Annotated in this window: 20 protein-coding genes and 2 pseudogenes; 14 read left to right on the forward strand and 8 right to left on the reverse strand. The window is 37.4% G+C overall.

Features of this window, described 5'->3' with window-relative positions; translation table 11 throughout:
* Positions 1-132 precede the first annotated feature (132 nt).
* Both NYE53_RS02765 and NYE53_RS02770 read left to right on the forward strand, forming a co-directional pair.
* Entirely contained in the window at positions 133-4,815 is a 4,683-nt protein-coding gene (locus NYE53_RS02765; RefSeq protein ID WP_339247110.1) for an isopeptide-forming domain-containing fimbrial protein, read from the forward strand.
* Positions 4,816-4,821: 6 nt separating this feature from the next.
* Entirely contained in the window at positions 4,822-5,394 is a 573-nt protein-coding gene (locus NYE53_RS02770; protein ID WP_327828069.1) for a class D sortase, read from the forward strand.
* Between the two features lie 502 nt (positions 5,395-5,896).
* On the opposite strand, the gene NYE53_RS02775 is transcribed toward NYE53_RS02770, so the two are convergent.
* The 3 genes from NYE53_RS02775 to NYE53_RS02785 form a co-directional block, all read right to left on the reverse strand.
* Complete coding sequence (locus NYE53_RS02775) at positions 5,897-6,460, reverse strand: GNAT family protein (protein ID WP_339247113.1); 564 nt, start codon at positions 6,458-6,460, stop codon at positions 5,897-5,899.
* A gap of 198 nt (positions 6,461-6,658) precedes the next feature.
* A complete protein-coding gene (locus tag NYE53_RS02780) occupies positions 6,659-7,177 on the reverse strand; it encodes a hypothetical protein (protein ID WP_326229864.1) in 519 nt (172 codons plus the stop codon).
* 10 nt (positions 7,178-7,187) lie between these two features.
* Complete coding sequence (locus tag NYE53_RS02785) at positions 7,188-8,909, reverse strand: T7SS effector LXG polymorphic toxin (RefSeq protein WP_339247118.1); 1,722 nt, start codon at positions 8,907-8,909, stop codon at positions 7,188-7,190.
* A gap of 163 nt (positions 8,910-9,072) precedes the next feature.
* Here NYE53_RS02785 and NYE53_RS02790 point away from each other — a divergent pair, with 163 nt between their 5' ends.
* Positions 9,073-9,546, forward strand: a complete 474-nt coding sequence (locus NYE53_RS02790; RefSeq protein WP_339247121.1) for a hypothetical protein — start codon at positions 9,073-9,075, stop codon at positions 9,544-9,546.
* Positions 9,547-9,957: 411 nt separating this feature from the next.
* On the opposite strand, the gene NYE53_RS02795 is transcribed toward NYE53_RS02790, so the two are convergent.
* Entirely contained in the window at positions 9,958-10,137 is a 180-nt protein-coding gene (locus tag NYE53_RS02795; RefSeq protein ID WP_339247124.1) for a hypothetical protein, read from the reverse strand.
* A 206-nt stretch (positions 10,138-10,343) separates the two neighbouring features.
* On the opposite strand from NYE53_RS02795, the gene NYE53_RS02800 reads away from it, so the two are divergent.
* The 6 genes and pseudogenes from NYE53_RS02800 to NYE53_RS02825 all read left to right on the forward strand — a co-directional run bounded on the left by NYE53_RS02800 (position 10,344) and on the right by NYE53_RS02825 (position 14,289).
* Positions 10,344-10,577, forward strand: a complete 234-nt coding sequence (locus NYE53_RS02800; RefSeq protein WP_003240464.1) for a helix-turn-helix transcriptional regulator — start codon at positions 10,344-10,346, stop codon at positions 10,575-10,577.
* Positions 10,574-10,927, forward strand: coding sequence for a hypothetical protein (locus tag NYE53_RS02805; RefSeq protein ID WP_049140443.1), 354 nt, complete (start codon positions 10,574-10,576; stop codon positions 10,925-10,927). The genes NYE53_RS02800 and NYE53_RS02805 overlap by 4 nt, the downstream gene beginning before the upstream one ends.
* 908 nt (positions 10,928-11,835) lie before the next feature.
* On the forward strand, positions 11,836-12,012 hold the full coding sequence (locus NYE53_RS02810) for a hypothetical protein (RefSeq protein ID WP_009966645.1): 177 nt from the start codon (positions 11,836-11,838) through the stop codon (positions 12,010-12,012).
* Positions 12,013-12,036: 24 nt separating this feature from the next.
* Positions 12,037-12,723 carry a hypothetical protein gene (locus NYE53_RS02815; RefSeq protein ID WP_339247126.1) on the forward strand — a complete coding sequence of 229 codons (687 nt, stop codon included), beginning with the start codon at positions 12,037-12,039 and terminating at the stop codon, positions 12,721-12,723.
* Positions 12,724-13,136: 413 nt separating this feature from the next.
* Positions 13,137-13,322 carry a hypothetical protein gene (locus tag NYE53_RS02820; protein WP_339247129.1) on the forward strand — a complete coding sequence of 62 codons (186 nt, stop codon included), beginning with the start codon at positions 13,137-13,139 and terminating at the stop codon, positions 13,320-13,322.
* Between the two features lie 347 nt (positions 13,323-13,669).
* Positions 13,670-14,289: pseudogene (locus NYE53_RS02825) on the forward strand (type 1 glutamine amidotransferase family protein).
* Positions 14,290-14,801: 512 nt separating this feature from the next.
* On the opposite strand, the gene NYE53_RS02830 reads toward NYE53_RS02825, so the two are convergent.
* On the reverse strand, positions 14,802-15,830 hold the full coding sequence (locus tag NYE53_RS02830) for a fatty acid desaturase (RefSeq protein ID WP_251187199.1): 1,029 nt from the start codon (positions 15,828-15,830) through the stop codon (positions 14,802-14,804).
* A 522-nt stretch (positions 15,831-16,352) separates the two neighbouring features.
* Between NYE53_RS02830 and cspC the strand changes: the two genes are divergently transcribed.
* Entirely contained in the window at positions 16,353-16,553 is a 201-nt protein-coding gene (gene cspC, locus NYE53_RS02835; RefSeq protein WP_013351108.1) for a cold shock protein CspC, read from the forward strand.
* A gap of 691 nt (positions 16,554-17,244) precedes the next feature.
* Here the strand turns inward: cspC and NYE53_RS02840 are convergent.
* A complete protein-coding gene (locus NYE53_RS02840; protein ID WP_029317377.1) occupies positions 17,245-17,706 on the reverse strand; it encodes a CarD family transcriptional regulator in 462 nt (153 codons plus the stop codon).
* A 448-nt stretch (positions 17,707-18,154) separates the two neighbouring features.
* On the opposite strand from NYE53_RS02840, the gene NYE53_RS02845 reads away from it, so the two are divergent.
* Together NYE53_RS02845 and NYE53_RS02850 are read left to right on the forward strand one after the other, a co-directional pair.
* Complete coding sequence (locus NYE53_RS02845; protein ID WP_339247134.1) at positions 18,155-18,847, forward strand: FadR/GntR family transcriptional regulator; 693 nt, start codon at positions 18,155-18,157, stop codon at positions 18,845-18,847.
* Positions 18,844-20,046 (forward strand): MFS transporter, encoded by a 1,203-nt coding sequence (locus tag NYE53_RS02850; protein WP_339247136.1) that lies wholly within the window; start codon positions 18,844-18,846, stop codon positions 20,044-20,046. The genes NYE53_RS02845 and NYE53_RS02850 overlap by 4 nt, the downstream gene beginning before the upstream one ends.
* 405 nt (positions 20,047-20,451) lie before the next feature.
* Here the strand turns inward: NYE53_RS02850 and NYE53_RS02855 are convergent, their stop codons facing one another.
* Positions 20,452-21,333: a helix-turn-helix domain-containing protein gene (locus NYE53_RS02855; RefSeq protein ID WP_336155125.1), complete on the reverse strand. Its 882-nt coding sequence runs from the start codon at positions 21,331-21,333 to the stop codon at positions 20,452-20,454.
* Positions 21,334-21,445: 112 nt separating this feature from the next.
* Between NYE53_RS02855 and NYE53_RS02860 the strand changes: the two genes are divergently transcribed.
* Positions 21,446-22,405: a DMT family transporter gene (locus NYE53_RS02860; protein WP_015252746.1), complete on the forward strand. Its 960-nt coding sequence runs from the start codon at positions 21,446-21,448 to the stop codon at positions 22,403-22,405.
* Positions 22,406-22,527: 122 nt separating this feature from the next.
* Here the strand turns inward: NYE53_RS02860 and NYE53_RS02865 are convergent.
* A pseudogene (locus NYE53_RS02865) lies at positions 22,528-23,406 on the reverse strand (AraC family transcriptional regulator).
* A 226-nt stretch (positions 23,407-23,632) separates the two neighbouring features.
* On the opposite strand from NYE53_RS02865, the gene NYE53_RS02870 reads away from it, so the two are divergent.
* A complete protein-coding gene (locus NYE53_RS02870) occupies positions 23,633-25,021 on the forward strand; it encodes a PLP-dependent aminotransferase family protein (RefSeq protein ID WP_336155128.1) in 1,389 nt (462 codons plus the stop codon).
* Positions 25,022-25,116 lie beyond the last annotated feature (95 nt).

Raw genomic sequence — 25,116 nt, forward strand, 5'->3', positions numbered from 1 at the left:
AAGAACGAATATTCCGATTCGTTTGAATTTATCGGGAGGTAGGTTCATAAAACAATTAAATAATGGGAGTGGGAGTCTATGAGAAAGGGCTTTGTGCCTAAAGCTTACATACTGAATCTTAGGAAAACCCTAATGATTTTTGCAACCTTGTTATTGGTTGCTGGCAATGTGTTGACTGTTTTGCCCAATCATATTCATGCTGCAGATAATATAGACGTAACTCAAACTGCTGATAATACATGCCCGGCTCCGGTCGCGCTGATTAACGGAAGCTTTGAACAAGGTGCTGCGAGAGGATCTGCAATCAATGGTTCGGGTATCTATTTTTACGAATCCGAGGTTCCTGGCTGGAAGACGACTGATGATGCAGCTGGCTATAAAGTAATTGAAATATGGAACCATGCTCAGAATTTACCTTCTGGTGCAAAGTATTATCCTGCACCTCCAGATGGAAAGCGGTGGGCGGAATTAAACGCCGTGGAAAACGGGATGTTGTATCAAGATGTGAAAACAACGCCAGGACAAACCATTTATTGGCGCCTATCCCATATGGGTCGGGCAGGGGTTGACACTATGCAGGTACGCATCGGGGCAGCGACTAAGAGCCCGTACGATACCGTCGTCCAAAAACAAATGTCTGATGGGAGAACAGCTTGGGGAACTCATACAGGTTCTTATACTGTACCGGCAGGACAGACTACAACCCGGTTCGGTTTTGAAGCGGTGAGTTCAGCCAGTGGAAGCATAGGAAACGGAAACTTTTTAGATGATATTTTCCTGGGTACAGAACCATGTGTCACAGCGCATAAAACGGTTTCACCACAGGGAGAAGTACAAGCCGGGGATGAACTTACATACGCGGTTCAAATCAAAAATGAAGGCGGAGACGTTGCTTCTGCTGCAAACTTTTCCGATGCAATTCCAGAGGGAACTGAATATGTTCCGGGATCATTAAAATTAATTAACGGTTCGACAACAAAGAATTTAACTGATGCATCCGATGGTGATGAAGGCAATTTCGATGGCAATAAAGTAAATATTACATTAGGAAATTTGCCTAACACCAAAAACTTGCCTAATGGGATGACTGTACAGTTTAAAGTGAAAGCCAAAACAGGTTATGCAGGTAAAGAAATTTCTAATAAAGCGCAAATAAACTATAACAGTTTACTAACGAATACAAGTAAAAAAACCGAATCAAACGAAGTAACGACTCCGGTTGTTTTTAAAGATCCTGTACTGGAATCAAAGAAAACGTCTGCTATTAAGGCAAAAGCGGATGGAAACCAAGATGCGGATCACCCAGAAGTGGGAGATACACTTCTTTACACGATACAAACGCGGAATACCGTTGAAGACAGCCAGGTGAAAAACCTAATCATTTCAGATGCGGTGCCAGAAGGCTTGGAATTTGTTCCGGGCACTTTGAAAGTGGACGGCGCATCAGTCAGTGATGCTCAAGATGATGATAAGGGACAATATACGGATGGCAAAGTGTCGGGACAGATTGGTAATGTATCCGATACTGAATGGCATAATGTGACCTTTGAAGTGAAAGTGAAGCCTGGTCAAGCAGGAAAGAATATTATCAATACGGCAAACATTTCAGGAGATAATATCCAAACACCGGATAAGCCAAATAATGAAGTGAAAGTGTATCCTAGGAACCCTGCTTTAGAATCAAAGAAAACAGCAGCAATTAAGGAAAAAGTGGAAGGAAACAAATATCCGGATCACCCAGAAGTCGGAGACACGCTTCTTTACACAATCCAAACACGAAATACTGAAGAAGACAGTGAGGTAAAAGCCCTTACAATTTCAGATGCCATACCAGATGGACTGGAGTATGTTCCAGGCACTCTGAAAGTAGACGGTACAGCAGTCAGCGATGCTAAAGACGATGACAAAGGTGATGTGACAGCTGGCAAAGTGTCAGGCCAAATTGGTGATGTAACTGACATGGAGTGGCATAATGTGACCTTTGAAGCGAAAGTAAAGCCCGGCCAAGCTGGTGAAACGATTAAGAACACGGCTACCGTTTCTGGCAGCAACATCGAGACACCAGATAAGCCGAACAATGATACCGAGATTTATCCAAGAAAACCGGATGTAGAATCGAAGAAAACCGCAAGCCTTCAGGAAAAAGCAGAGGGCAATAAAGATGATAAACATCCAGAAGCAGGAGATACCCTTCTTTATACAATCGAAACGAGAAATAAGATTGAGGACAGTCTTCTGAAAGATCTCGTTATCTCAGATGAACTTCCGGATGGATTAGAATACGTTTCAGGTTCTTTAAAAGTAGACGGCACAGCAGTCAGCGACGCCCAAGATGATGATAAAGGCGATATGACAGACGGCAAAGTGTCAGGTCAAATTGGTGATGTGACTGATACAGAATGGCATACAGTTACATTTGAAGCGAAAGTGAAAGCTGGCCAGGCTGGCGAAACAATTCAAAATACGGCTAATGTTACCGGCAGTAATCTCGAGACTCCGGATAAGCCGAATCATGAAGTCGCAATTTACCCTAGGAACCCTGTCTTAGAGTCAAAGAAAACAGCAAATATTCAAGCAAAAGCAGAGGGCAATAAAGAAGAGAATCAGACACAAGTGGGAGATACCCTTCTTTATACGATCCAGACAAGAAACACGGTTGAGGACAGCTTGGTGAAAAATCTTGTCATCTCAGATGAACTTCCAGAAGGACTTGAATACGTTTCAGGGACACTAAAAGTAGACAATAAAGCAGTTAGTGATGACCAAGATGATGATAAAGGCGATATGACAGACGGCAAAGTGTCGGGTCAAATTGGTGATGTGACTGATACAGAATGGCATACTGTTACCTTTGAAGTGAAAGTGAAAGCTGGGCAAAATGATCAGAAAATTGTGAATACTGCCAGCGTCACAGGTGACAATATTGATAAACCAGACAAACCAAGCCATGAAGTTAAAGTTTATCCAAGAAATCCAGTGTTAGAGTCAGAAAAGACAGCAAAGAATCTGGATTCCGATAAAGAGAAGTATGAAGTAGGAGATACGGTTGTTTACACGATCAAAACAAGAAATACAGTTAAGGACAGTAAAGTAACTGATCTTGTCATCGCAGATAAACTGCCGGCAGGCTTAGAATATGTTCCTGGCACACTAAAAGTAGATAATAAAGAAGTCAGTGATGCCCGTGATGATGATAAAGGTGACGTGACAGACGACAAAGTATCAGGCCAGTTTGGCGATGTGACTGATACGGAATGGCATACTGTTACATTTGAAGCAAAAGTAAAAGCTGGACAAGCCGGTAAAAATATTGTCAATACGGCTAGCATTAGCGGTGACAATACTGATAAACCTGATACACCAAGCCAAGAGGTCAAAGTTTCTCCGAAAGATCCTGTATTAAAGTCAGAAAAGTCAGTGAAAAACCTCGATTCAGATAAAGAGAAATATGAAGCGGGAGATACGGTTGTTTACACGATCAAAACAAGAAATACAGTAGCGGACAGTAAAGTAACTGATCTCGTTATTTCAGATGAACTTCCAGACGGTCTGAAGTACATTGAAGGCAGTTTGAAAGTAAGCCATGAGGGCAAAGGAAGTTTTGAAAACGGTAAGGTATCTGCTGATTTTGGGGACGTCACAGACACGGAATGGCATACTGTGACATTCCAAGCGAAAATTGAGTCCGGATATGCGGAAAAAACGATTAAAAACGTGGCAACCGTTGATGGCGGCAACATTGATGATCCTGATAAACCGGGAACAGATATCAAAGTTGACCCGAAAGATCCTAAGCTGGAATCAAAGAAAACAGCCTCCATTAAGGAAAAAGCTGATGGAAATAAAGATGAGGACCATCCGGAATCTGGCGACACGCTTCTTTACACAATTCAAACCCGGAACACGGTTGATGACAGCCTTGTCAAAAATCTTGTTATCTCGGATTCTCTTCCAGAAGGATTAGAATATGTTTCGGGAACATTGAAAGTAGATGGCACAGCGGTAAGTGATGATCAAGACGATGATCATGGATATTATGCCGACGGTAAGACGTCAGGTGAGTTTGGCAATGTGACCGATACGAAGTGGCACTCTGTGACATTCGAAGCAAAAGTGAAGTCTGGTCAAGCAGGAAAAGATATCGTCAACACTGCAAGTGTCAGCAGCGATAATATCAAGACTCCTGACAAACCGAGCCATGAAGTGAAGGTATATCCGCGAAATCCTGTTTTAGAATCTGAAAAAACAGCGAAGAATCTCGACACAGACAAAAAGAAATACGAAGCAGGCGACACTGTTGTTTACACGATTAAGACACGGAACACAGTATCCGACGGTAAAGTAGAAAATCTGGTTATTTCAGATGAACTTCCGGCAGGATTGAAATATGTCGAAGGCAGCTTGAAAGCGAGTAACGGAGGAAAAGCAACAATCAAGGATGGTAAAGTCACTGCCAACTTTGGTGACGTCACTGACACTGAGTGGCGGACTGTGACATTCCAGACGAAAATTGAGTCCGAATATTCAGGTAAAACAATTACAAACGTTGCAACTGTAGAAGGCAGCGGTATCGATAAGCCAGATAATCCTAAAGTAGATATTACTGTCGAACAGAAGGATCCTCCTGTGTCTGATAAATCAGAGGAACCTGTAAAACCTAGCAAGCCTAATAATCCAAACAAAGATCAGGGAACAGAATCAGGAAATGAGCTTCCAAATACAGCAACAAATACGTATAATCTGATCCTTGTTGGTTTGGTATTGTTAGTAGCAGGAACTGCATTTTGGTACTTTAGAAGAAAAAGAAATGCCTGATGTTGCATGAAGAAATATCTTCCTATATTCATCATTATTGCCGGACTCGTTTTTATAGGTTACGGGATCTGGGAAGTGGTGGACATCAGTCATAAGACAAAACAAACTTTAGATGAGGCTAAACTTGCACTAAAGAGCCCTTCTGGAAAAAATGAAGGCTCAGATAAAGAAGAATTTAAGCCTAAGTTTGGAGAGGCAGTTGGCATTTTGGAGATTCCAAAGATCAACGCAGAGCTTCCGATTGTAGAGGGAACCGATGCGGATGACCTGGAAAAAGGAGTCGGCCACTACAAAGGCAGTTATTATCCAGATGAAAACGGACAAATTGTTCTATCAGGGCATCGGGATACCGTCTTCCGCCGAACGGGAGAACTGAAAAAAGGTGATCAATTAAAGGTGAAGCTGCCATATGGAAGTTTTCAGTATAAGATTGAGAACATGAAAATTGTCGATAAAAATGATACTTCCATTATTACGCTGCAGCATAGTGAAGAGGAGCTCATTCTAACTACGTGTTATCCATTTTCATACATTGGAAATGCTCCAAAGCGATATATCATTTATGGAAAACGTATATGAGAAAATCTAGAAGATCAAGATTAGGCTGACGAATTTTCGTCAGCCTTTTTATAATAAGGAAGAGATTAAAATTCTTAATCGATATAAATGAAAAAGCAAGGACATTCATTGTTTTGGCTCCCCATTTTTTAACCATAATTCATATAAACGTATAGAAATGATGTCAAATCAATATAAGGAGTGTAATGAATACAAGCTCTCATAACCAATGATATGCTTTTACTATATTGAGGGCCTAGTGGGTGAATAACCCGTGGAGGTTCAAGTCCTCTCGGCCGCATCCCAATAATACCAAGGGTTTAGAGTACCTTGGTATTTTTTGTGTCTTTTGAACAGAACGTATTTTATGACTAAAACTGACCACCTACTTAAAGTAAGTGGTCTGATTTGTCCGCAAAAGTATATAGTTAAATAAGATAAAAAGGGCATAGTATATTAGCATACAAAATATGTTATGTCCTTTTTGTTTTAATAACGCATCCGTTATTTTAAGCGTACGATTTTACTTTATTATGGAATAAAAACAAGTGTCGGTCAGCTTGCTTCCATCTGCGGATAAATCATCATTTCTTAAAGTGCCTTCGAATACAAACCCAAGTTTTTCTGGAATAGCACGACTTTTGAGGTTTGTTGATTCACATCTTATTTCAATTCTTCTAAATTTAATATTATGTAACCCAAAGGTAGCTAATTTTTTTACTGCTTCTGTCATATATCCATTCCCGCCAAATTTAGTATTTACCCAGTACCCAATTTCACATTTAGGAATGGTCCAGTCAATCCTCTGAAGGCTAGTTATTCCAATAAAGTTATTGCTATCTTTATCAAAAATAAGAAAACGAAAACTTTCCCTCTTTAAAAAAATTATATGAGCATTTCTTAAATTTATCTCTGTTTCTTCAACAGTAGGAAGTTCTTGAGCAAATGGCAACCAGGCTTTTAATTCATTAAAGGAACCCCTAATTGCTTGGTTTACAATTTTCCCGTCTCCTGTTTGGTGTGGTGCTCGAAGGATTAGTCTTTCTGTTTCCAATTGTAAAGGCACATCTAACAATAAAGGATTCATTTGATAACTCCTCTCGGAAGTTCAATGTTAAAAATTGAAAATAAGTAATGAAAACACTTATCTCTAAGAAATAATTCTTGAGGGCGAGTTACAACTTCTTGGTATCTATTTGTTTATCTATGACGCCTCCAGTAAGAATTGAATGTTTTTTATTCTCATCAAAGAATTTTTTCACTCTAGAGTAATTCACATTTAGCCTCACATACATTTAATTTTGGTTTGCAATTCATCGATCTTATTAAGTTCGTACTCATAATCACAGTTTTCTTCTAAAACAAAATTCATAGTTTCAAAGAAACTTTTCGCATTCTTTAAGAGTGATTCAAAAAAATCAAGTTTCGGTAGTAATACTTTTTGTTTTTGGTCAATTTCAAATAACAACATATCATTCGATATTGATTTCATTTTCAATAAAAGGGGTTGATCTGGAAAATAAGTTTCGCTCTCTCCTGTTTCAATAACTTCTTCAATTAGATTTAAAAAATAAGCCCACAATTGGTCAACCAAGTCCCACATAGTGACATCAAGCAAATCTTGTTCACCATATTTTAAAATAATCGCTCCAGATAAATAGTAAGAGTCTAGCTGTGATTTTATGTTCTTTAGTCCCTCTATATCGCTAAGTGGAACAAAGTAATCGTCAATATTATTTTTTAAGATTGAAAGATCGTTTATCTTCTTATTTGGCCTAAGAATTAATGATTGAATATAAAACATTTTACCTCTCCTATTTTTCCGGATAGAATTGTCCTACTCTTCCTTTTTGAAAGCCTACAACATATTGTTGACCTTCATATGATCCTCTGATTTGATAACTAAATTTGGTTCCTTTTTTCATTAACTCTTCACGGTTTTGTTTCATAATTGATTCTATCGCATCTGCAACATCGTTAACAGTCATCTCTTTATTGAGAAAAGATTGTTGAGACTTAATTGAACCATCCCATAAATTAGGATGATGGCGCTCTAAAATATGCTTCATTCCTCGCTTATCAATGAGGAATGATTGTCCTCCAAAAGTGTATTTTCTGCTTTGGAAAGTTTTTAATTCGTTTACAACTTCATGCGGCTTAGCTTTCTTTAATCCTTGTACAGTAGACGAGGCCTCTAATATTTCAAGTGCAGAGTTTTTATAATTCTCTCCATCAATCACGTTAAAAGGAAAAGTCCCTGAACCACCAGCCATTGCATACTGTTGTTCAAAAACATTTGGTATTTTAACGTATTCAATACCTTTTTTTATTCCTGCTTTTGAAGCTTCAAGTGCCTTAATTGCAGCAACTTTTGAACCGGCTTTTGCAACTTTGGATACTTTATCAATACCTTTCGGACCAACTATTGCAAGAACAACAGTACTGCCTACATAGGAAACCCATTTTGCTCTGCTGTAGCTATCTCCATTAATCATATCACGTTGAAATGTGTCTTCTATGTCTTTTGCTATGATCTTATAAGTATCGATTGGATGTAAGGCTGCGTTCACAGTTCCAGAAAGCGTTTCAATCGGGTGTCTTGCAAGTTGATAGAGACCCATCACTGTATCTTTACCTGCTTCATACATTCCCATTGCAATACCTTTTCCAATTTCAGCTTTTTGTTGGAGTTCTTCGAGTTGGCGGAAATAAACTTGCTGGTCAGGTTCCAAATTCTCGTATCCTATTTTCTTCGCAATTATTAAATACTCGTCTGGATCTGTTACCTTTACAAGCTGTTTTTTCAAATCTTTTATTTCGCGTTTTTTAGATTCTTCTTTTTTGATCTTCAAATAAGCTTCAGATTGCTTCTCGATATCGCTTTTTTTCTTATGTATATCGCTCTCACGATATGCCTTGGCATTATAGTGAAGGGGTGTAGCATTCTTGCCCTTACCTGTTGATTCCTGTAACTTTTGAAAGTCTGCTTTAATGAATTGTTCGTTAGGTTCAGTTATTGCATATTCAGTTTTTAAGTTTTCGTCCACATCGCATATTTTATCAACAGTCTTTTTCCGTTTGTTTTCGGCAGAAGAGAGCTCATCCTTAAAAGTCTCTGTTGAAAATAAATCAAGTGGAAGAATGTCATCGATATCATTCAGAATATCTTTCATTGCTTTCTTCTGCTCAGACATAATTGATTTTGATTTTTTATATGCGTTTGTTAGTTCATGTTCTAAGAAGGATTCCTCGATATATGCGTCAGATAAGCTGGCATCTTCTAAAACACCGGAGATACTAGTAAGGAAAGCGATCTTCATTTCAATTAAATCAATCCATTGATCAGTGACACCCACATGATCGTGATAAAAAGCTTTAATATTGTTTGCTCCCTTGCCAGAGAACTCACTGTCATCAAGATCGGCAACAGCCTTAAATGCTTTTCTTAGCTTAATCATTTGATTTTTCAATTCTTTATAATCTTTTGCTCGGTTTTCAGCTTCAGATAACAAAGACTTAGCTTCAAATACCTTCATTGTCCAATCCTTTCAGTGATTTTATATCTAAATATTACCATGGATAAGTTATGAAGTTCGGAAAAATTATTTAAGGATAGGTAATGAATTGAACGAAATGAGAATTCATTGGTGTAAAATAAGAGCTTACATCCCATTTATTACACATAGATTGGAGTTAACAATGAAAAAAAGTAACTTTATTTTAGCGAGTATTGTTTCTGTTGGGCTGCTAGTTTTTTTAGCATGGTTTATTTATGCTGGCACCCACCAACCTCCTATTTTGAAGGGTAATTCAAAAGATGGAAAATGGAGTGTTATCTATTCTCCTGAAAAAGACATAGATCTGGCAAAACAAGACTTATGGGCGGTTCATATTACATGGAAAAGGGATTCTGAGTTTTCAGTAAAAGAGGTTGTGTTTAAAGAAAATGGTGTTGTTGAGGCATCAGGTGACGCAACAGATGAACCTAAGAATGCAAAAGAAATAGCAGTAGCGATAATGGCAGATCCACCAAAAACGACCAATGATTATCAGGTAGAAGTCACTTGGGAAGAGAATGGGAAAACACAAAAAGACATTATTCAAGTAAATAAAGAGATCAAACGGTCATTTGTTATTCCTAATGTAATAAAAAGAATTTTAAGTTTAGGATAAAGCTATAATACTCTCATGGCATAAAAGCAGGTAAAAAGCGCCTGCTTTTTTCATGTTTAATCTTAATTTTTCACCTTAATGATTACTTCGAGCAGGGTTGTTACTAAGTAAACATCAATAATAAGGTAACTTTTTTTAAAAAAAGAACGCTACTCCATTTTTACTCCTCAATATGAATAAATCATTATAAAACCTTATAATCAAAATAAATAAACACTGAAATATAAAGGTTTTGTAACAGAAAACACAGATTCACTTTATTGAGGGCCTAGTGGGTGAATAACCCGTAGAGGTTCAAGTCCTCTCGGCCGCATCAATGATACCAAGGGTTGTAGACCTTTGGTATTTTTTGTGCTTATTTTTAAAATTGTCTACTGCCCTCAAGCTGCCTACTTACCTTCAGTAAGCCAACTAATTTAAATTACTAGTGATTTTCTGTTTGTTTGGATTTAGCTGCTCGTAAACATCAATTGTGTCCACAACTTCTGCCCCTTCAGAGTGGTAACCAAGAATTGTTGTTCGGTTTGCACCATCAGAACCGTTTACTGTTGTTTTTGGGAATTGATCACCTGTTGCATCACTGAATATCATAAAATGTACCGCCAAGAACCACAAATTACACCAGATCGATAAGTGAACCTGACGGAATCATGAATTTCGTCAGGTTCTTTCTGCATTCTGGTTCATGATTAAATCAAAGTAATCTTAGTTAACATAAAAGTATTTTATATTTTTGTATAAGTTTACTTTACTTTTTTGTAAGGTGAGTTTATAATTTGGTTCAAGAGGTGATGGTCATGAAGAAAGATTTTGGTGATTCGATCTCAAATAAGGTTTATGAATATCGTGTACTTGCCAGATTGTCTCAGCAAGAATTAGCTAAGAAAGTCGGGGTTTCCAAACAAACCATCTTTGTAATGGAGAAAGGAAATTATGTTCCGACTCTGCTGTTAGCTTTTCGAATTGCCGAATTTTTTAATGTGGATGTAAACGAGATTTTTACTTATGAGAAAGGAAATGATCAAAAATGAAAATGAATTCGATCACAGATACGATCACTAACGCTATTTTTTCTCCTTTAAAGTCCTGGGCTGAACATTCTCCGGGAAATTGGAGTATTCTCATTGGCAGCGGATTTGTATTGCTTGTAGTTGGATTGATTCTAACAATCGTATTTACTAAAAAAATGGGTAAGAATGACGAAAGAACAAACCAAATCGCTTTAAAAGGTTGCCTCTGTATGTTATATGCACTAATTTTGTGCGACTTGGTTTTCCCAAAAGAATATATGTGGCAAGTTTTCTTCTTATTTAAGTATTCTATTGCATTCTTCGCTTCAGCAATCTATCTAGCCGTTCGATATAAAAAAGATTTTTTGTGAATTCAATTACCGAGAAAGATAGTGTCTCTGTCGTTGTAATTGTTTTAGGAGAGGGAACGAATACGAAATATAATGAGATTTGGAGAAGTGAGGAAGTGGGTTTTTGCTCACCAATTATTAACCATAATTCATACAAACTTATCGAGATGATGTAAGTGGAGTTAGAAAGTGCAATGAAAACAAGCGTTCATAACTAATGATATGGATTTACTATGTTTAGGGCCCAGTGGGGTGAATAACCCGTAAAGTTCAAGTTCGTCGGCAGCACCCCAATAATACCAAGGGTTTTACAATCTTTGGTGTTATTTTTTTATGCAGAAAAACGGCTATGGAAGATCGTATGCTAACCAATACTCACCAGTTATTTAAAACCACTTATTATATTTAATATTCCCCTGTATCCCCAAACCAATAATTCAAAAAACGGTATCCTACATAGAACAGGATTCAGAGAGCATGTAATGAACGGAAGAGATAATTATTTATCACTTTTATTATTGTACGGTGTTCCTTTGGCATTAAGTTCAGTCAATTTTGGTCTAACTGTTTTCTTTTTTGAACATTTTCATCACCTCTCCATATTATCAACAAACACGAAAAGGATTTTAATGAAAATAAAATGATTAGCGTATGTATCTCTAATTCTCAAAATGAATGAATAGTCCTTTTTAAGATTTACACACAGTTATTCTCCAAGGAAAAATGACTCAATTTTTCGATTTTTTATGTAAATCAAAAAAGAATCATGTTAGAGTAGGTGTGCTGAAAATAATTCAAAAAATTATTTTGAGATATGATTAAAGTAATATTGCCAGAGAGTTTCAATTGGACAAAATTGTAAGTGTTTAATACACTGGGGCTGCAATCAAATATGCACCTGGAATCAATTGCTATACGGGGGAGTTTATATGAACAACAAGAAAAATATCTTTGATATTGTAATGTACATTATTTTCGGTGTGTTAAGTCTTTTTCTAGTTGCAAAAACTGATTATGGCACTGGAGTTTTAGTGTTTGTTGCAATTTTATACCTCGCTGTTATTGCTTATAAAATTAAGCAAGTATTTAGTAATTCAGATTCTTAAGGTGTAACACAAGGAGGATTTCAATTGAGAAAGAAAAGAGTTATTACTTGTGTTATGGCTGCATCATTGACTTTAGGCTCACTTTTACCTGCAGGTTACGCTTCTGCAAAGGAGGGCTCTAAGCCAACCCCTTCTTACGATGAACTAGCTCTACATTACAAAATGAAAAGTGAAAAAATTTCATCGAACGGGAAATTAGTTGAAATTGAGTATGTGAGTGGAAATGAAACTCACAAAGTTCAGATGAACGGAAATGATCATACTGTAAAAGTCGATGGCATAGAACAAAAAGGCTTAAACTTTGAGTATGATGAAAATGTTGCTAACAGAACAAATTATGAAAACAATAATTTGAAATCAAATGAATTCACAACACAGGCTGCAAAACCTAAAAAGGGATACCATTATGTGGGGACTTTATCTGGACATACAAAAGCAGCTAAAAATGCGTTATCAGTTACAATGTCATTAGTCGGTATTGTCCCTGGCTTGGGATGGGGGAGTAAGGCTGCCACTATTTTATTTTCTTATTGGGCAAAAGAACAAATCCCTGATGCGTATTATAAATATGATTTATACGAAAAAGGAGCAATGACTGATAGTTGGTATCAGTATGCTACAGTTCAATTTTTTGAAGATAAAGCTCATAAAAAGAAAATGGGCAAACCTTGGACAAGTACTCCTGCAAAAGTAGATTTACCTAATAGCTAATTTTAAAATCACTTTGTCTTTATAAAGGACAAAGTGATTTTTTGTTATACAGAAGTAAAATCCCTCGTCTGAGGAATCTTGGAAAAAACTTGGTTCAATTTTGATATAACATGTTTTTTTCTTGCTAATTTAGTTTATCTACCACATTCTAAAAAATTAGATATTAGCCGGACGGTTGAATGCCAAACTCAAAAGTTATATGGAAGTCAAAGCATTAAAAGGGTGTTACAATGTGTAGTCTTCTTTTTATTTTGCCAACGAAACAAGTGTGAAAGTAATGATTTGTAGAATAGTTAAGAAAGATTTAAGGTTGAATATTGAAAAAATTTATATATTTTCAGTAAAATACTGGTACTATTATAAACGTATATAGATTGTCTGGAAATGTAATTAATTTAAAAGGAGTTTTCTAATTGCGTTGGAGTAAATGGTTCAATATTTTTTGCATAGTTGCATTGGGATCAGTATATGGTTATAAATTATTTACTAACCAAGAAGTCGGTACTACTCGTTTAATAATAGCTTCTGTAATTGTGTTGTGGAATATTGTTGGACTTTTTAGCAAAGAACCAGTAAAACAGACACAGCAAGCAAATTAAAAGTCATAACTGGGAAAGAAGGATGTTACTTATGTAGTATCCTTCTTTATTATTCCTTGAAAAATGAAACAAATTGGAGATTACAGCTTATATAATCAATTGAAGTCGTTGATTATTTTCATGAACAGGAGATTAATGCTTTCTGATGAATATTATCGTATGAATGTTGAAGCAAGAGGAAACGTTACGCAAAGATTACAGGAATGTGATGAACACTCCTCTTTATCGCACTCACCTGCCCCAAATTGTTGGGGAGGGGCAGGTACGGAAGATAGAGTATTTTTTCTTCATAACAAATCGAAAAGGTTGGATAATAAAAAACTTATAATCTAAGGCGGTATATAGTTGTGAAAAAGGCGTTATTTCTTATATTAGACAGTATGCAGATTGGGAAGGTGTTTACTTAGCATCTGCATTAAATCAAAGAGAAGATTGGTCGGTTCATACTGTTTCTTTAGACCCTATTGTCAGTTCTATAGGTGGTTTTAAAACATCTGTCGATTACATAATTGGGTTAGAACCTGCGAATTTTCATTTACTAGTTATGATTGGCGGAGATTCTTGGAGTAATGATAATAAAAAACTTTTACATTTCGTAAAAACTGCATTTCAAAAAGACATTCCAATAGCAGCGATATGCGGTGCAGTGGATTTTTTGGCGAAGAATGGTTTGCTGAATAATCATAGCCATACAGGTAATTTTGTTTACTTATGGAAAGATTACGAACAATATAAACCGATTAGCAGTTTTGTAGAGAAACAAGCAGTAAGAGATAAAAATTTGGTTACCGCAAATGGAACCGCCCCTATTGAATTTACTAATTTGATTTTAGAGATGATTGATTTTGATACTCCTGAGAACATAGAGAAATTGATGTATATGAATCGTTATGGTTTTTATAAATTTTGTGATAAATATGGAAATCCCTTTGTTGATTCATCTGCGGGAAATGGTTTTCCTGAATAGGGGCTTTAATATAATAAGGGAGCTCCAAAACAATAGGGGTTTCTATTTTATATTTATAAATGATTATTAAAAGGACGGCATGTGTTGTCGGAAATCATGTTAATTGGTCTTACACCGGTGTCTTTTGTAGTTTTTGAATGGGATCGTCTTAGCTTATGAAAGAAAATAACATACGAAGAAGCCAAATAGAGGAGTAAACCATTGGTTTGCTCCTCTATTTTTCTGTCTATAAAGTGATGTCCTGTGAATTTAATGGGCTTTTTAACGATTTAGTCAGTTTAACTTTTTCTATTATAAATGATAGGCCATACCTATCATTTCTATATAACTAATTGAATTGTAATATAAGCTAGGCTGACCTATACTTTTATTGAAAATTGACTTTGTGAGAAACCATCAAGGTATAAGACAATTGTTAAAGTGCCGACCTCTGCACAAAACCTTTGCGCGAGTCTGCACTTTTATTCTGCGAGATACACTGTCCCTTATCTTCGATTATGGAAGAGTTTATTTTAATCCGTTGTTAGCCGCGCCGATACTTGGCTTTTAGAGGCTTTTTTTAAGTGGCTAAAACCGACAAATTTTTTTCCTTCTTCATCCCATAGGCGGAACTTTAACGACTTAAGACTTGTTGCCAATGTAATGGTCGGGACGTTTTGCAATGGTTCAGTGTTGTTATGCACTTTTTCAAGCTTATAGTTTGGGACTCTTGGGCTTAAGTGATGAACATGATGAAAACCGATATTGCCTGTTAGCCACTGCATGACTTTTGGAAGCTTATAGAAAGAGCTTCCTTCAACTGCTGCTTTTACATATTCCCAATGCTTATCTTCTTCAAAATAAGAATCCTCAAACGTATGCTGAATATAAAACATCCAAATTCCGAGAGAGCCCGATATCATAAAAATCGGCACCTGAACCAGCAGGAAGTTCTGCCAGCCAATAGCCCAACTTAAAAGTGCTGCCAAAGCGACAATCCCCAAGTTCGTTACATACGTATTCATCCGTTCTTTGCGTTTTGCCCCTTTTCGATTAAAACGATTGGTAATCCCGAAGACGTAAATCGGCCCAATAATAAACATAACAAACGGGTTTCTGTACAAACGGTACATTATTTTTGTCTTCGTTGAGGCTTCCTTATATTCCTCAACGGTCAGTACCCAAATATCGCCTGTACCGCGTTTGTCCAGGTTGCTGCTTGTCGCATGATGGACAGAATGGTCGTGTGCCCAATGATCAAAAGGATGCAGAGTCAGAATTCCTGTTAATGTTCCAAGGATTCGATTCGCCTTTCTGCTCTTAAAAAAGGAATAGTGGCAGCAATCATGAAAGATGATGAAGGTTCTCACTAAAAAACCCGCCGCAACGACAGAAATCGTTAATGTAAGGAAATAAGAAATCGACAAGCTTTTATATGCCAAATACCATAACAGGAAAAACGGTACCAATGTGTTAATGATTTGACAAATACTTTTTCGTAAATCGGACTTTTCATAAGGTGTAACCAGTTTTCTCAAAGTCCTTAGGTTTTGTTCTTTCATTTTTAAAAGTTTCTCCTTCCCTGGTGATCTTCTAAGTGTAGAAAACGTTTTATAGCCTTTGAAGGCCCAACGTCATACACCACTTATATGATAAGTATTCTTCCCATCCATCTGTGAAATTATTGGAAATGATAAACTGATTTCTAGTTCAATTCCATCTTTATTAGCGAATCAGCCGGAATACAAAAAGCGTATGAAGATTATACCCGGCTCTATATCGGGTCAAACTCTCTCACTGCTCCCCTATGAGAATCGATTTATTTAGACCGTGAACATTGATTGTTTGAGGAAAGAGGTTTTGGACAATGATAATGAAGCAATGAGGGTATCCACATGTTTAACAAATAATGCTATGAGGAAAACGGAAATATTAATTTGCAGTTATTTCCGATTCCTGATATAATAAAGAAGAATTATTTTTGTTCGGTGTAAAGGATAGTATGAATATTGACTTTTCGTCTTGATGATACTTTGGGCAAGGATAGTATATATTGTGTGTTCACACACTAGGAGGCAACAAAAATGGAACAAGGTACAGTTAAATGGTTTAATGCAGAAAAAGGTTTTGGTTTTATCGAACGCGAAAATGGAGACGATGTATTCGTACACTTTTCTGCAATCCAAAGTGACGGATTCAAATCTTTAGACGAAGGTCAAAAAGTAACGTTTGACGTTGAGCAAGGTGCTCGTGGAGCTCAAGCTGCTAACGTTCAAAAAGCTTAATCTTCAATCGTTTATACAAACAGGCTCTTTATATAGGGCCTGTTTTTTTATGTCTATATCATACTCAATAAAAAACCCTACTCAACGTTCGAGTAGGGAGATGCTACAAGGTAATAGAAAAAGATTTAAAACTTCAAAGGTTTGTTTACAGTATAACATACTGGATTGACAATATGCGGAATGTATATAAATTATTTAATTTTTTGTTCAAATATAGATAACTGACTCTTTTTTCACTAACCTGTTCGTTCATTTAAGTAAGATTAGATGAATTATAAAAATGGTTTCATCTAGATGTTATCAACTCGCATATCTCTTTTATGAGAAGAAGATAAACAATTATTATTCAATGTGGCAGTGGATATAAGAAATTCAAAAATAATGAGGAGATCGATTGTTTTTTTCTCCTGGAAATAATCACTTAGAGATACCTAAAACAATGAAAGCCCTACCTCTCTTCCATCCTTACGGCTCCTTGTCCGTGCCAGTGTGAATCAGGATACTAAAAAAAGTGACTATTTTATTGAGTTTTTTGGTAAAACTTCAATCTTCGCAGAAGAAATGTAAATAATAAAAATGGATTAGAATGTAGGAATAACAAAAGAGGTCGTTAATGTTCTAAACATAAGTTGGAGAAGATTTGCTTTTCATCATAATATTCCGAAATATTTTTTGGGATGCAATACACTATCTAACCAAAACTTTTTATTTGATTTTCAGTGATTCCTTTAATTACTTCCAGTTCACTAATCAAAAATTCATATGCATTATCCAGCATTTTTTTTTCGCTTGCATTAAGTGCTTTTTCTTTCTTCATACGCATTAAATCACGTACAACTTCAGCGCCTTCTTGTATTTCACCCGTTTTTATTTTGTCCGTGTTTATTTTATACCTTTGCTTCCATGGCAGTAACCTATCTGATTCTCCATGCTGAAAAATGTGCATAATGTGTTTTAATGCAAGTATATCGGTAACTGGTCGTATATTCGAACTCAATATTTTACGCGTTGGAATCATAACGGTCATATTACTGATTGACATTCTTATGACATAATACTGTTGTTTTTCCTCTAAGAATTCTTTTTCTTCTATGGCTTCAATTATACCTGCTCCGTGCATTGGATAAACAATGTTATCGCCAATTTGAAACATATCATCCACCTCCATATATGGTAACCTTCTTAAGATTATCATATATGGAGGTGGAATATCAAAATTTTAATAATAACATGTTCGAATTTTTGATGTCAATAACTTTTTTGGAAAAACAGATCAAGCAAAAACAACATCAAACAATAGGGAACGTGGCGGATTTCCAATCAAGGAAAAGGTCAATTGATCCGTGTATATCCTGAAACCTCGACTAATTAGCATAGATCAGTTTTTCATTGTAAATGAGATATTAAATCTCCTTTTTAGGTATCTTTTTTGTAAGGGGAATTCTGTATTGCTGTTAAATTTAATATCTTCACATGATCCGCATGATTCCCTGCCCCTTTCATTGGCTTATTATTTTGTTGTCTTAATTTCAGAGGAGTGATAAAATACCAATTAACCAAACATCCTATGTTTGATAAATGCTTTACAGGAGGATAAACAAATGCTTCAGAAAACAAACCGGCAGACGCTGGTTGAGCAAGTCGCTCTACAAATGGAAAGTCTGATCGAATCAGGTAAGTGGGGTGTCGGGATGCGCATTCCTGCCGAACCTGAGTTGATGACCGAGCTGAATGTTAGCCGCAATACATTAAGGGAAGCAATTCGGGCATTGATACATGCAGGACTTTTGAAGACGAAACAAGGTGACGGAACATATGTCTGCTCTTCAAGTGCTTTGGGGGTCGTATTGAAAAAACGCATTTCGCGCACCGATACGTTGCAAACATTAGAAGTTCGGTATGCTCTTGAACGTGAGGGAGCCCATCTTGCTGCACAACGCAGAACCGATGACGAGGCCCGCGAACTTCTTCTCCAACTGGAACGCTGCGAGGGAGCGGCAGAAATCGGTAACATTGATGACTTTGTAACAGCGGATATCTGTCTACATCAAAGCATTGTAAAGGCGTCGCATAATGAAATATTGATCGAAATATACAGCCATATCGCTGAAGCATTACAAGATTCGATTACAAGGCTGACTAGTTTTGAAGTCGATACGGATTTTTTGGAAATGCACCGACAACTAGTCGAAGCAATTGTCGGTCAGGATGCGGATCGTGCCGTGGAGGCAGTTCATCGTTATATCCAGGAATCGAAGGATGTTATCGCCGCTGAAGAGGGGGAACGGCCATGAGCGTACAAAGTGGTACCAAACCAACTGAGACAAAGCGTTCGCTCTCATTGAGTTGGCCGATCATCATAGGCATCGTCCTTATATCACTGACGATGCGGTCACCGTTAACGTCGGTAGGCCCACTGGTAGGATCGATTCGCGAATCTCTTGGATTATCGCATACCGCGGCAGGCTTGCTTACAACATTGCCGCTGCTTGCTTTCTCGCTTCTTTCCCCCTTCGCGCCAATCTTGGCACGCCGCTTCGGGATGGAACGGATTATACTTTATGCATTGGTTCTGCTTATGCTAGGTATCACTGTCCGCTCGCTGACTGCAACAGTTCCTTTGTTTGCAGGCACCGTTTTGCTTGGGCTCGCAATTGCGGTATGCAACGTGCTAATTCCAAGTATTGTTAAACGAGATTTTTCTCGCAATGTCGGTCTTATGACAGGGCTGTATTCATTGTCGATGAATTTATGCGGTGCGATAGCTTCCGGTGTAAGTGTCCCAATCGCCCGCAGTTTTGGCTGGAATGGCGCACTTGCAGTCTGGGGCCTGCTCGCTCTGATAGCTGCACTATTCTGGTTTCCTAAAGCGCGGACGAGTCAAGCGTCAGCCATGGTAGCAACTAGCGGTGCGTCGACGCGGCGAAGTCTGTGGCGTTCACCGCTGGCATGGATGGTTACACTTTTTATGGGATTGCAGTCTCTGCTTTTCTATGTATTGATCGCTTGGTTACCTGAAATCATGACAAGCCGTGGCTTGAATGAAGACAGCGCTGGCTGGATGCTATCGCTATTTCAATTCGCCTCGCTTCCCGTATCATTCATCGTACCGATTGTTGCCGGACGCATGAAGAACCAGCGTTTACTGGTTGTCATGATGACTATCCTGTTTTTTGTTTCATTGGGTGGCCTTTATTTCGGCGATAATGCACTTATTTTCTTATGGACAATTTTACTCGGAATTTCTGGGGGATGTGCGTTCAGCTTGGCTATGATCTTTTTAAGCTTGCGGACGAAGGATGCCTCCGGTGCGGCTTCTTTGTCGGGGATGTCGCAATCTGTTGGATATTTGCTGGCTGCAACAGGACCGACCTTGTTTGGTTTGCTCCATGACGTCACGGCAAGCTGGAACTTCCCAATATTACTTTTGCTTATGGTCAGCATTCTGCTGTTCATATTCGGCATGGGTGCGTCAAAAAATCACATGGTATAAGAGGTTTGTTTCAGTAAAGCTTTTGCTAGAGAGCCCATGGAACTGCCTAAGCCAACCGAATCATTGAGCATTGTATTATACAGATGTCCCAAAATTTATGACGTGCTATTAGAAAGAGAGCATAGATACTCAAATATTGAAGTTTCCAGCTGAAACAGTGTAGGCCCAACATGAATATAAAATAAGGGTAATAAATGACTTCAAATGCTAAAATGACGTGCTTTTGTAGCTGAAAATAGAAGACTTCCACTTTATTGAGATCATTTTTGAAACACACCAAAATTCAGGTGTGTTTTTATTTTGCTTCCTTTTTAAACTCATGACGTTCCACTAATTGCTAGATGAACAGCCGATTCATACATGAGAAGAGGCACCATTAACAGGGAATTGAATAAACCTTATGAATTAATGTCTCATATGAATTTTTTTGTATGATAATGGCGTCATATTCATCGTTTGTTGAAATTTACTTATGAAATAACTGGTACTGTTAAATCCAACTTGATAAGACACTTCTGTCACATTAGATTCAGGGTGTTGCAGTAATAATAAGCTTTTTTGAATTCTATAATCCATTACATAACGTAATGGCGTCTTATTCAGCATTCGTTTAAAATAACGGCAGCACTCAGAACGGCTCAGTTGGCCAGCTTTTGCAATGTCCTCTAATGTGATTTTTTCAGCATAATGGAGATGGATCCAGTTTAACATTTGTTTCATTCGATGACTTTTTATCATTTCAGATTGATCGTACTCTAATTGAAAACCATTAACGACCAGGTTTTTCCACATTAACGTTAATTGCATCGTAATGTCAATCTCATAGAGCGATGTCTTTTGTTGAATCAATTGATTTATTTTTTTAACAGCATCTAGAATATTTTTTGCCCACTGTTGATTTCCATCCAAAAATAAATAGGGCAAATTGGTTGAAAACATATAGGGCTGAACATAGCTTGAATACAGTTCCTGAGATAAAACGAAATAGGGTGACACATTCAAGCAAATATACGTACAATCCGAGCCTTCCTTTTCTTCGGCCATGTGCAGGCAGCCACTATTGATAAATAATCCATCCCCTTCGTGAACCTCTATTTTTTCTTCATTTATTTGAAAAAGAGCTATCCCTTTTAGTATCAAAACAAATTGGATTTCATCATGCCAATGAAGCGGAATATAGCCATTTATATTTTGATTGATCCTTGTCTCGTAACAGGCAACTGGTAATTCTACCGTTCGATGCTCTGTTAATTCTTTTAAATTTTGATCGATCACAAAATTCTTCATTCTGACTTCTCACCTCAATATATTTATATTTTTTCATTCAATTTGAGTATTTTTTATCATGTTTTGCATTTATTATAACACTATTATTATATTTATTAGTGAGGAGTCATGTATGAATACTTCCAATAGAAGAATGGGATTGTTCTATGTTATAACAGGGGCGACATGTTGGGGGATTGGAGGCACAGTAGCCAAAAAACTTTTTCAAGAATATCAAATTGATGTCAATTGGCTTGTAACGACACGCTTGCTTACGGCTGGAATGTTACTTTTAATGCTGCAACTGTTCAGAAAGGATCGGTCTCAGGTTATTGAGGTTTGGAGAAACAAAGCGTCGGCTGGCCAGCTTCTTATTTTTGGCCTATTGGGAATGCTAGCTGTGCAGTACACATATATGGCATCCATTCAACATGGGAATGCTGCCGTTGCTACATTATTGCAATATTTATCCCCAGTAATCGTCATTATCTACACGCTTTTGCGAAAACAAACGGTTCTTACCAAACAAGATATCATTACTGTTGTACTTGCTTTAGTGGGTTGCTTTTTTTTGTTAACAAATGGTTCAATGTCTCAACTTTCAGTGCCGGCAGCTGCAGTAGTATGGGGAGTTTTATCAGGATTCGCGGCAGCTTTTTATACTTTGTATGCCGTTGGTTTATTAAATAAATTTGATTCTCTTGTCGTTGTAGGTTGGGCTATGATTATTGGCGGTTTTGCATTGGGTTTTATCCATCCGCCATGGCAACTGGATTTTCAACGATTAACTGCTGAGGCGTATGCATATATTTTATTTGTGATATTATTTGGAACAATGATTGCGTTCTGGTTCTTCATAAAAAGCTTGGAAAGCCTCTCTCCAAAAGAAACAAGCCTACTAGGCAGTCTAGAGCCTCTATCAGCTGTTGTAACAACTGTCGTTTGGTTAAAAGCGCCATTTGGTTCTTTTCAATGGATTGGTGCTATTTGTATTATAGGGATAACTTTAATATTGGCTTTACATAAAGAGCCTTCTATGGAGAGTGAAAAATCGATATTAAAGATTAGGAATCATGCAAATCGGGATATATAGGGGCTTTTTTTGCTTACATGACCGGTCCGACAATGAAAAACACTGGTGGAGTTTGAGCCCTCTCGGCAATATCAAAAATACCAAGGGTTTTGACGCCCTTGGTATTTTTTCTTCAAGAACCTTCAATTTTTCTTTTTTGTAATTGGTATCCAAATTTCACTTTTAAAAGATGGTGATGTTACATCCTTATGCTCGTTCCACAAAATTTCTGGACCTTCTATTTGTTCGTAATTTGACGATGGAAACCATTCGGAATAAATGCGTCCCCATACTTCTTGCAGTGTATCCGGAAATGGCCCGATTGATTCGAATACAGCCCATGTTGAGGCAGGAACTTCAAGCCGTGAGAAATTATCTGGACACTGTTTCGTTGTGGGTGCGCCAATATAGTGATCGAGCTCTCCGTTTTCCTCTGTCCGACCTTCAGAAAAATTGGTGGATGCACTAATGAGGCCTGATGGTGCTACATTAGAAAGCTCTTATAGTTTATTTATTGCTTTTTCATCTAAACTTTCCCACATAGATGCAATCTCCGGATTAATCCCTTTAAAAATAATAGGAACTCTTTTTTTAATGCCAACGATGCGAAATGCCTCTTTTTCTTCAATACGGTAGTTCATTTCATTTCCTCCTTTAATTGTTAGCTGGAAGGTCATTCGTGGATAAGCTTTAAGGGAATGGCCATTAAGTCTGGCTTTTGATGGGTTTATGCCATGTAAATTTTGGAATGCCCGTGCAAAAGAATCAGGTGAGTTATAACCGTACTTTATTGCAATATCAATCACTTTTACATTGCTGTCTTTCAGTTCAAAAGCTGCAAGAGTAAGACGTCTGCGACGAATATATTCCGATAATGAAATACCTGCAAGGAAGGAAAACATCCTTTTAAAATGATATTCAGAGCAGAAAGCAAGCTTTGCTGCCTCTTGAAAATCAATATCATTAGTGAGGTTTTCTTCAATATACTTTAACGCCCTATTCATACTTTTAAGCAAATCCATTTATTTGGCCTCCTTTAACCAAAGAATAACAGGAGTGAAATGTATTTATCCGACATTCTGTGCACAGTTTTGCAGGATGACTTATATGAAATAAAGTAAGTGATTCACTTGTATTTGTACAGGTTTTATTGAAGCATGCTGTTCATAAAAAGGCATCAATAAAAGAAAGTTATAATTGTCTTATAAACGGCACATTCATATAATTGAGTGAAAAAGGATGCGTATCATGCCTATCAATTCTTTTGAAAATTATCCGATGAGCTGGAAGCCATCGATTGATAAAGCTGAAAAGCCTATTTATAAAGCACTTGCAGGGCAATTGGAACAGGATATTTTAAACGGAGTTTTATTACCTGGAACAAAACTTCCTCCACAGCGAGAATTGGCCGATTATTTAGATTTAAATGTGAGTACGATTTCAAAAGCATTTAAAGTGTGTGAGTTAAAGGGGTTGTTAAGTGCGACTGTAGGGAGCGGCACATTTGTATCGTATGATGCGTTGTCGAATGCGTATTTACTTGAGGATACAAAGCCGACACATTTAATTGAAATGGGAGCAATACTTCCAGATCACGCTTCATATGAGCCCTTGTTACACCAACTGAAAAACATGATTCAGGAGGAGGATTATGAAAAATGGTTTAGCTACGGCCGGGCAGGCGAAAGCCTTTGGCAAAAAGATGCAGCTGTAAAGCTCATCCAAAGAGGCGGATTTGAAACATCCGTTGATCACATTTTATTTGCAAATGGAGGCCAAAATGCGATTGCAGCGACATTGGCGAGTCTTTGTAAGCCTGGAGACCGCATCGGAGTTGACCATCATACGTACCCTGGTTTAAAAACTGTTGCATCATTGCTTAGTGTGCAAATCGTACCGATAAAATCAGAGAACGATGAAATGAGTCCGGAGTCACTTGAATATGCGTGTAAAAATGAAAATATTAAAGGTTTGTATTTAATCCCGGATTACCATAATCCGACGACTTCCTTTATGTCTGTTGAGAATCGAAGAATGGTTGCAGACATTGCAAAGAAATATAATCTATTTGTTATTGAAGATGCATCGTACCATCTTCTCAACAAAAATCCGCTTCCGGCGCTCGCCTCATTCGCACCGCAACAGGTTATCCATATTGCAAGTTTATCAAAATCGTTAGCGCCAGGCCTGCGTTTGGCTTATGTAGCAGTGCCGAGACAATATAAGGAGCCAATATCAAAGGCGCTTTATAATTTAAATATAACCGTTTCCCCGCTATTAGCTGAACTTACTGCTCGCACGATTGTATCAAATCAATTTGAAGTCTTAATTGAGAGTCATCGTGAACAAACCATTCGCAGAAATCAACTCGTAAACCGATATGTTGCGGGATATGCATGTTTAGGTGTTGAAACAGGCATTTTTCGTTGGTTGTTGTTACCGGGTAAAATGTCTGGTGCCGAATTTGAAGAGTTGGCTGCTCGACATGGCGTGCAAGTGTATGCGGCTGAACGCTTTGTAGTGGGAAATAGTTGTCCTGAAAGGGCTGTAAGGGTTTCTGTCTGTGCACCAAAAACACTTGAAGAGCTTGAACAAGGATTAATGATCCTGAGACGTTTGCTAGACGATCTTACCTAATATTGTTTGCCATACAATTATGACATTGTATGGCTTTTTTGTGCGTGTTATGATGATCCACATCTAGAGGGAGGTTTATACAAAATTGGCTTTTA

Origin of the sequence: Bacillus sp. FSL R5-0523, assembly GCF_037975295.1 — a bacterium.
Taxonomy (GTDB): domain Bacteria; phylum Bacillota; class Bacilli; order Bacillales; family Bacillaceae; genus Bacillus; species Bacillus subtilis.

What these genes read in the sequence shown, in the direction of transcription:
- NYE53_RS02765 (WP_339247110.1), top strand. Translation starts at nt 133, where the DNA reads ATGATTTTTGCAACCTTGTTATTGGTTGCTGGCAATGTGTTGACTGTT.
- NYE53_RS02770 (WP_327828069.1), top strand. Translation starts at nt 4,822, where the DNA reads ATGAAGAAATATCTTCCTATATTCATCATTATTGCCGGACTCGTTTTT.
- NYE53_RS02775 (WP_339247113.1), bottom strand. Translation starts at nt 6,460, where the DNA reads ATGAATCCTTTATTGTTAGATGTGCCTTTACAATTGGAAACAGAAAGA.
- NYE53_RS02780 (WP_326229864.1), bottom strand. Translation starts at nt 7,177, where the DNA reads ATGTTTTATATTCAATCATTAATTCTTAGGCCAAATAAGAAGATAAAC.
- NYE53_RS02785 (WP_339247118.1), bottom strand. Translation starts at nt 8,909, where the DNA reads ATGAAGGTATTTGAAGCTAAGTCTTTGTTATCTGAAGCTGAAAACCGA.
- NYE53_RS02790 (WP_339247121.1), top strand. Translation starts at nt 9,073, where the DNA reads ATGAAAAAAAGTAACTTTATTTTAGCGAGTATTGTTTCTGTTGGGCTG.
- NYE53_RS02795 (WP_339247124.1), bottom strand. Translation starts at nt 10,137, where the DNA reads ATGATATTCAGTGATGCAACAGGTGATCAATTCCCAAAAACAACAGTA.
- NYE53_RS02800 (WP_003240464.1), top strand. Translation starts at nt 10,344, where the DNA reads ATGAAGAAAGATTTTGGTGATTCGATCTCAAATAAGGTTTATGAATAT.
- NYE53_RS02805 (WP_049140443.1), top strand. Translation starts at nt 10,574, where the DNA reads ATGAAAATGAATTCGATCACAGATACGATCACTAACGCTATTTTTTCT.
- NYE53_RS02810 (WP_009966645.1), top strand. Translation starts at nt 11,836, where the DNA reads ATGAACAACAAGAAAAATATCTTTGATATTGTAATGTACATTATTTTC.
- NYE53_RS02830 (WP_251187199.1), bottom strand. Translation starts at nt 15,830, where the DNA reads ATGAAAGAACAAAACCTAAGGACTTTGAGAAAACTGGTTACACCTTAT.
- cspC (WP_013351108.1), top strand. Translation starts at nt 16,353, where the DNA reads ATGGAACAAGGTACAGTTAAATGGTTTAATGCAGAAAAAGGTTTTGGT.
- NYE53_RS02840 (WP_029317377.1), bottom strand. Translation starts at nt 17,706, where the DNA reads ATGTTTCAAATTGGCGATAACATTGTTTATCCAATGCACGGAGCAGGT.
- NYE53_RS02845 (WP_339247134.1), top strand. Translation starts at nt 18,155, where the DNA reads ATGCTTCAGAAAACAAACCGGCAGACGCTGGTTGAGCAAGTCGCTCTA.
- NYE53_RS02850 (WP_339247136.1), top strand. Translation starts at nt 18,844, where the DNA reads ATGAGCGTACAAAGTGGTACCAAACCAACTGAGACAAAGCGTTCGCTC.
- NYE53_RS02855 (WP_336155125.1), bottom strand. Translation starts at nt 21,333, where the DNA reads ATGAAGAATTTTGTGATCGATCAAAATTTAAAAGAATTAACAGAGCAT.
- NYE53_RS02860 (WP_015252746.1), top strand. Translation starts at nt 21,446, where the DNA reads ATGAATACTTCCAATAGAAGAATGGGATTGTTCTATGTTATAACAGGG.
- NYE53_RS02870 (WP_336155128.1), top strand. Translation starts at nt 23,633, where the DNA reads ATGCCTATCAATTCTTTTGAAAATTATCCGATGAGCTGGAAGCCATCG.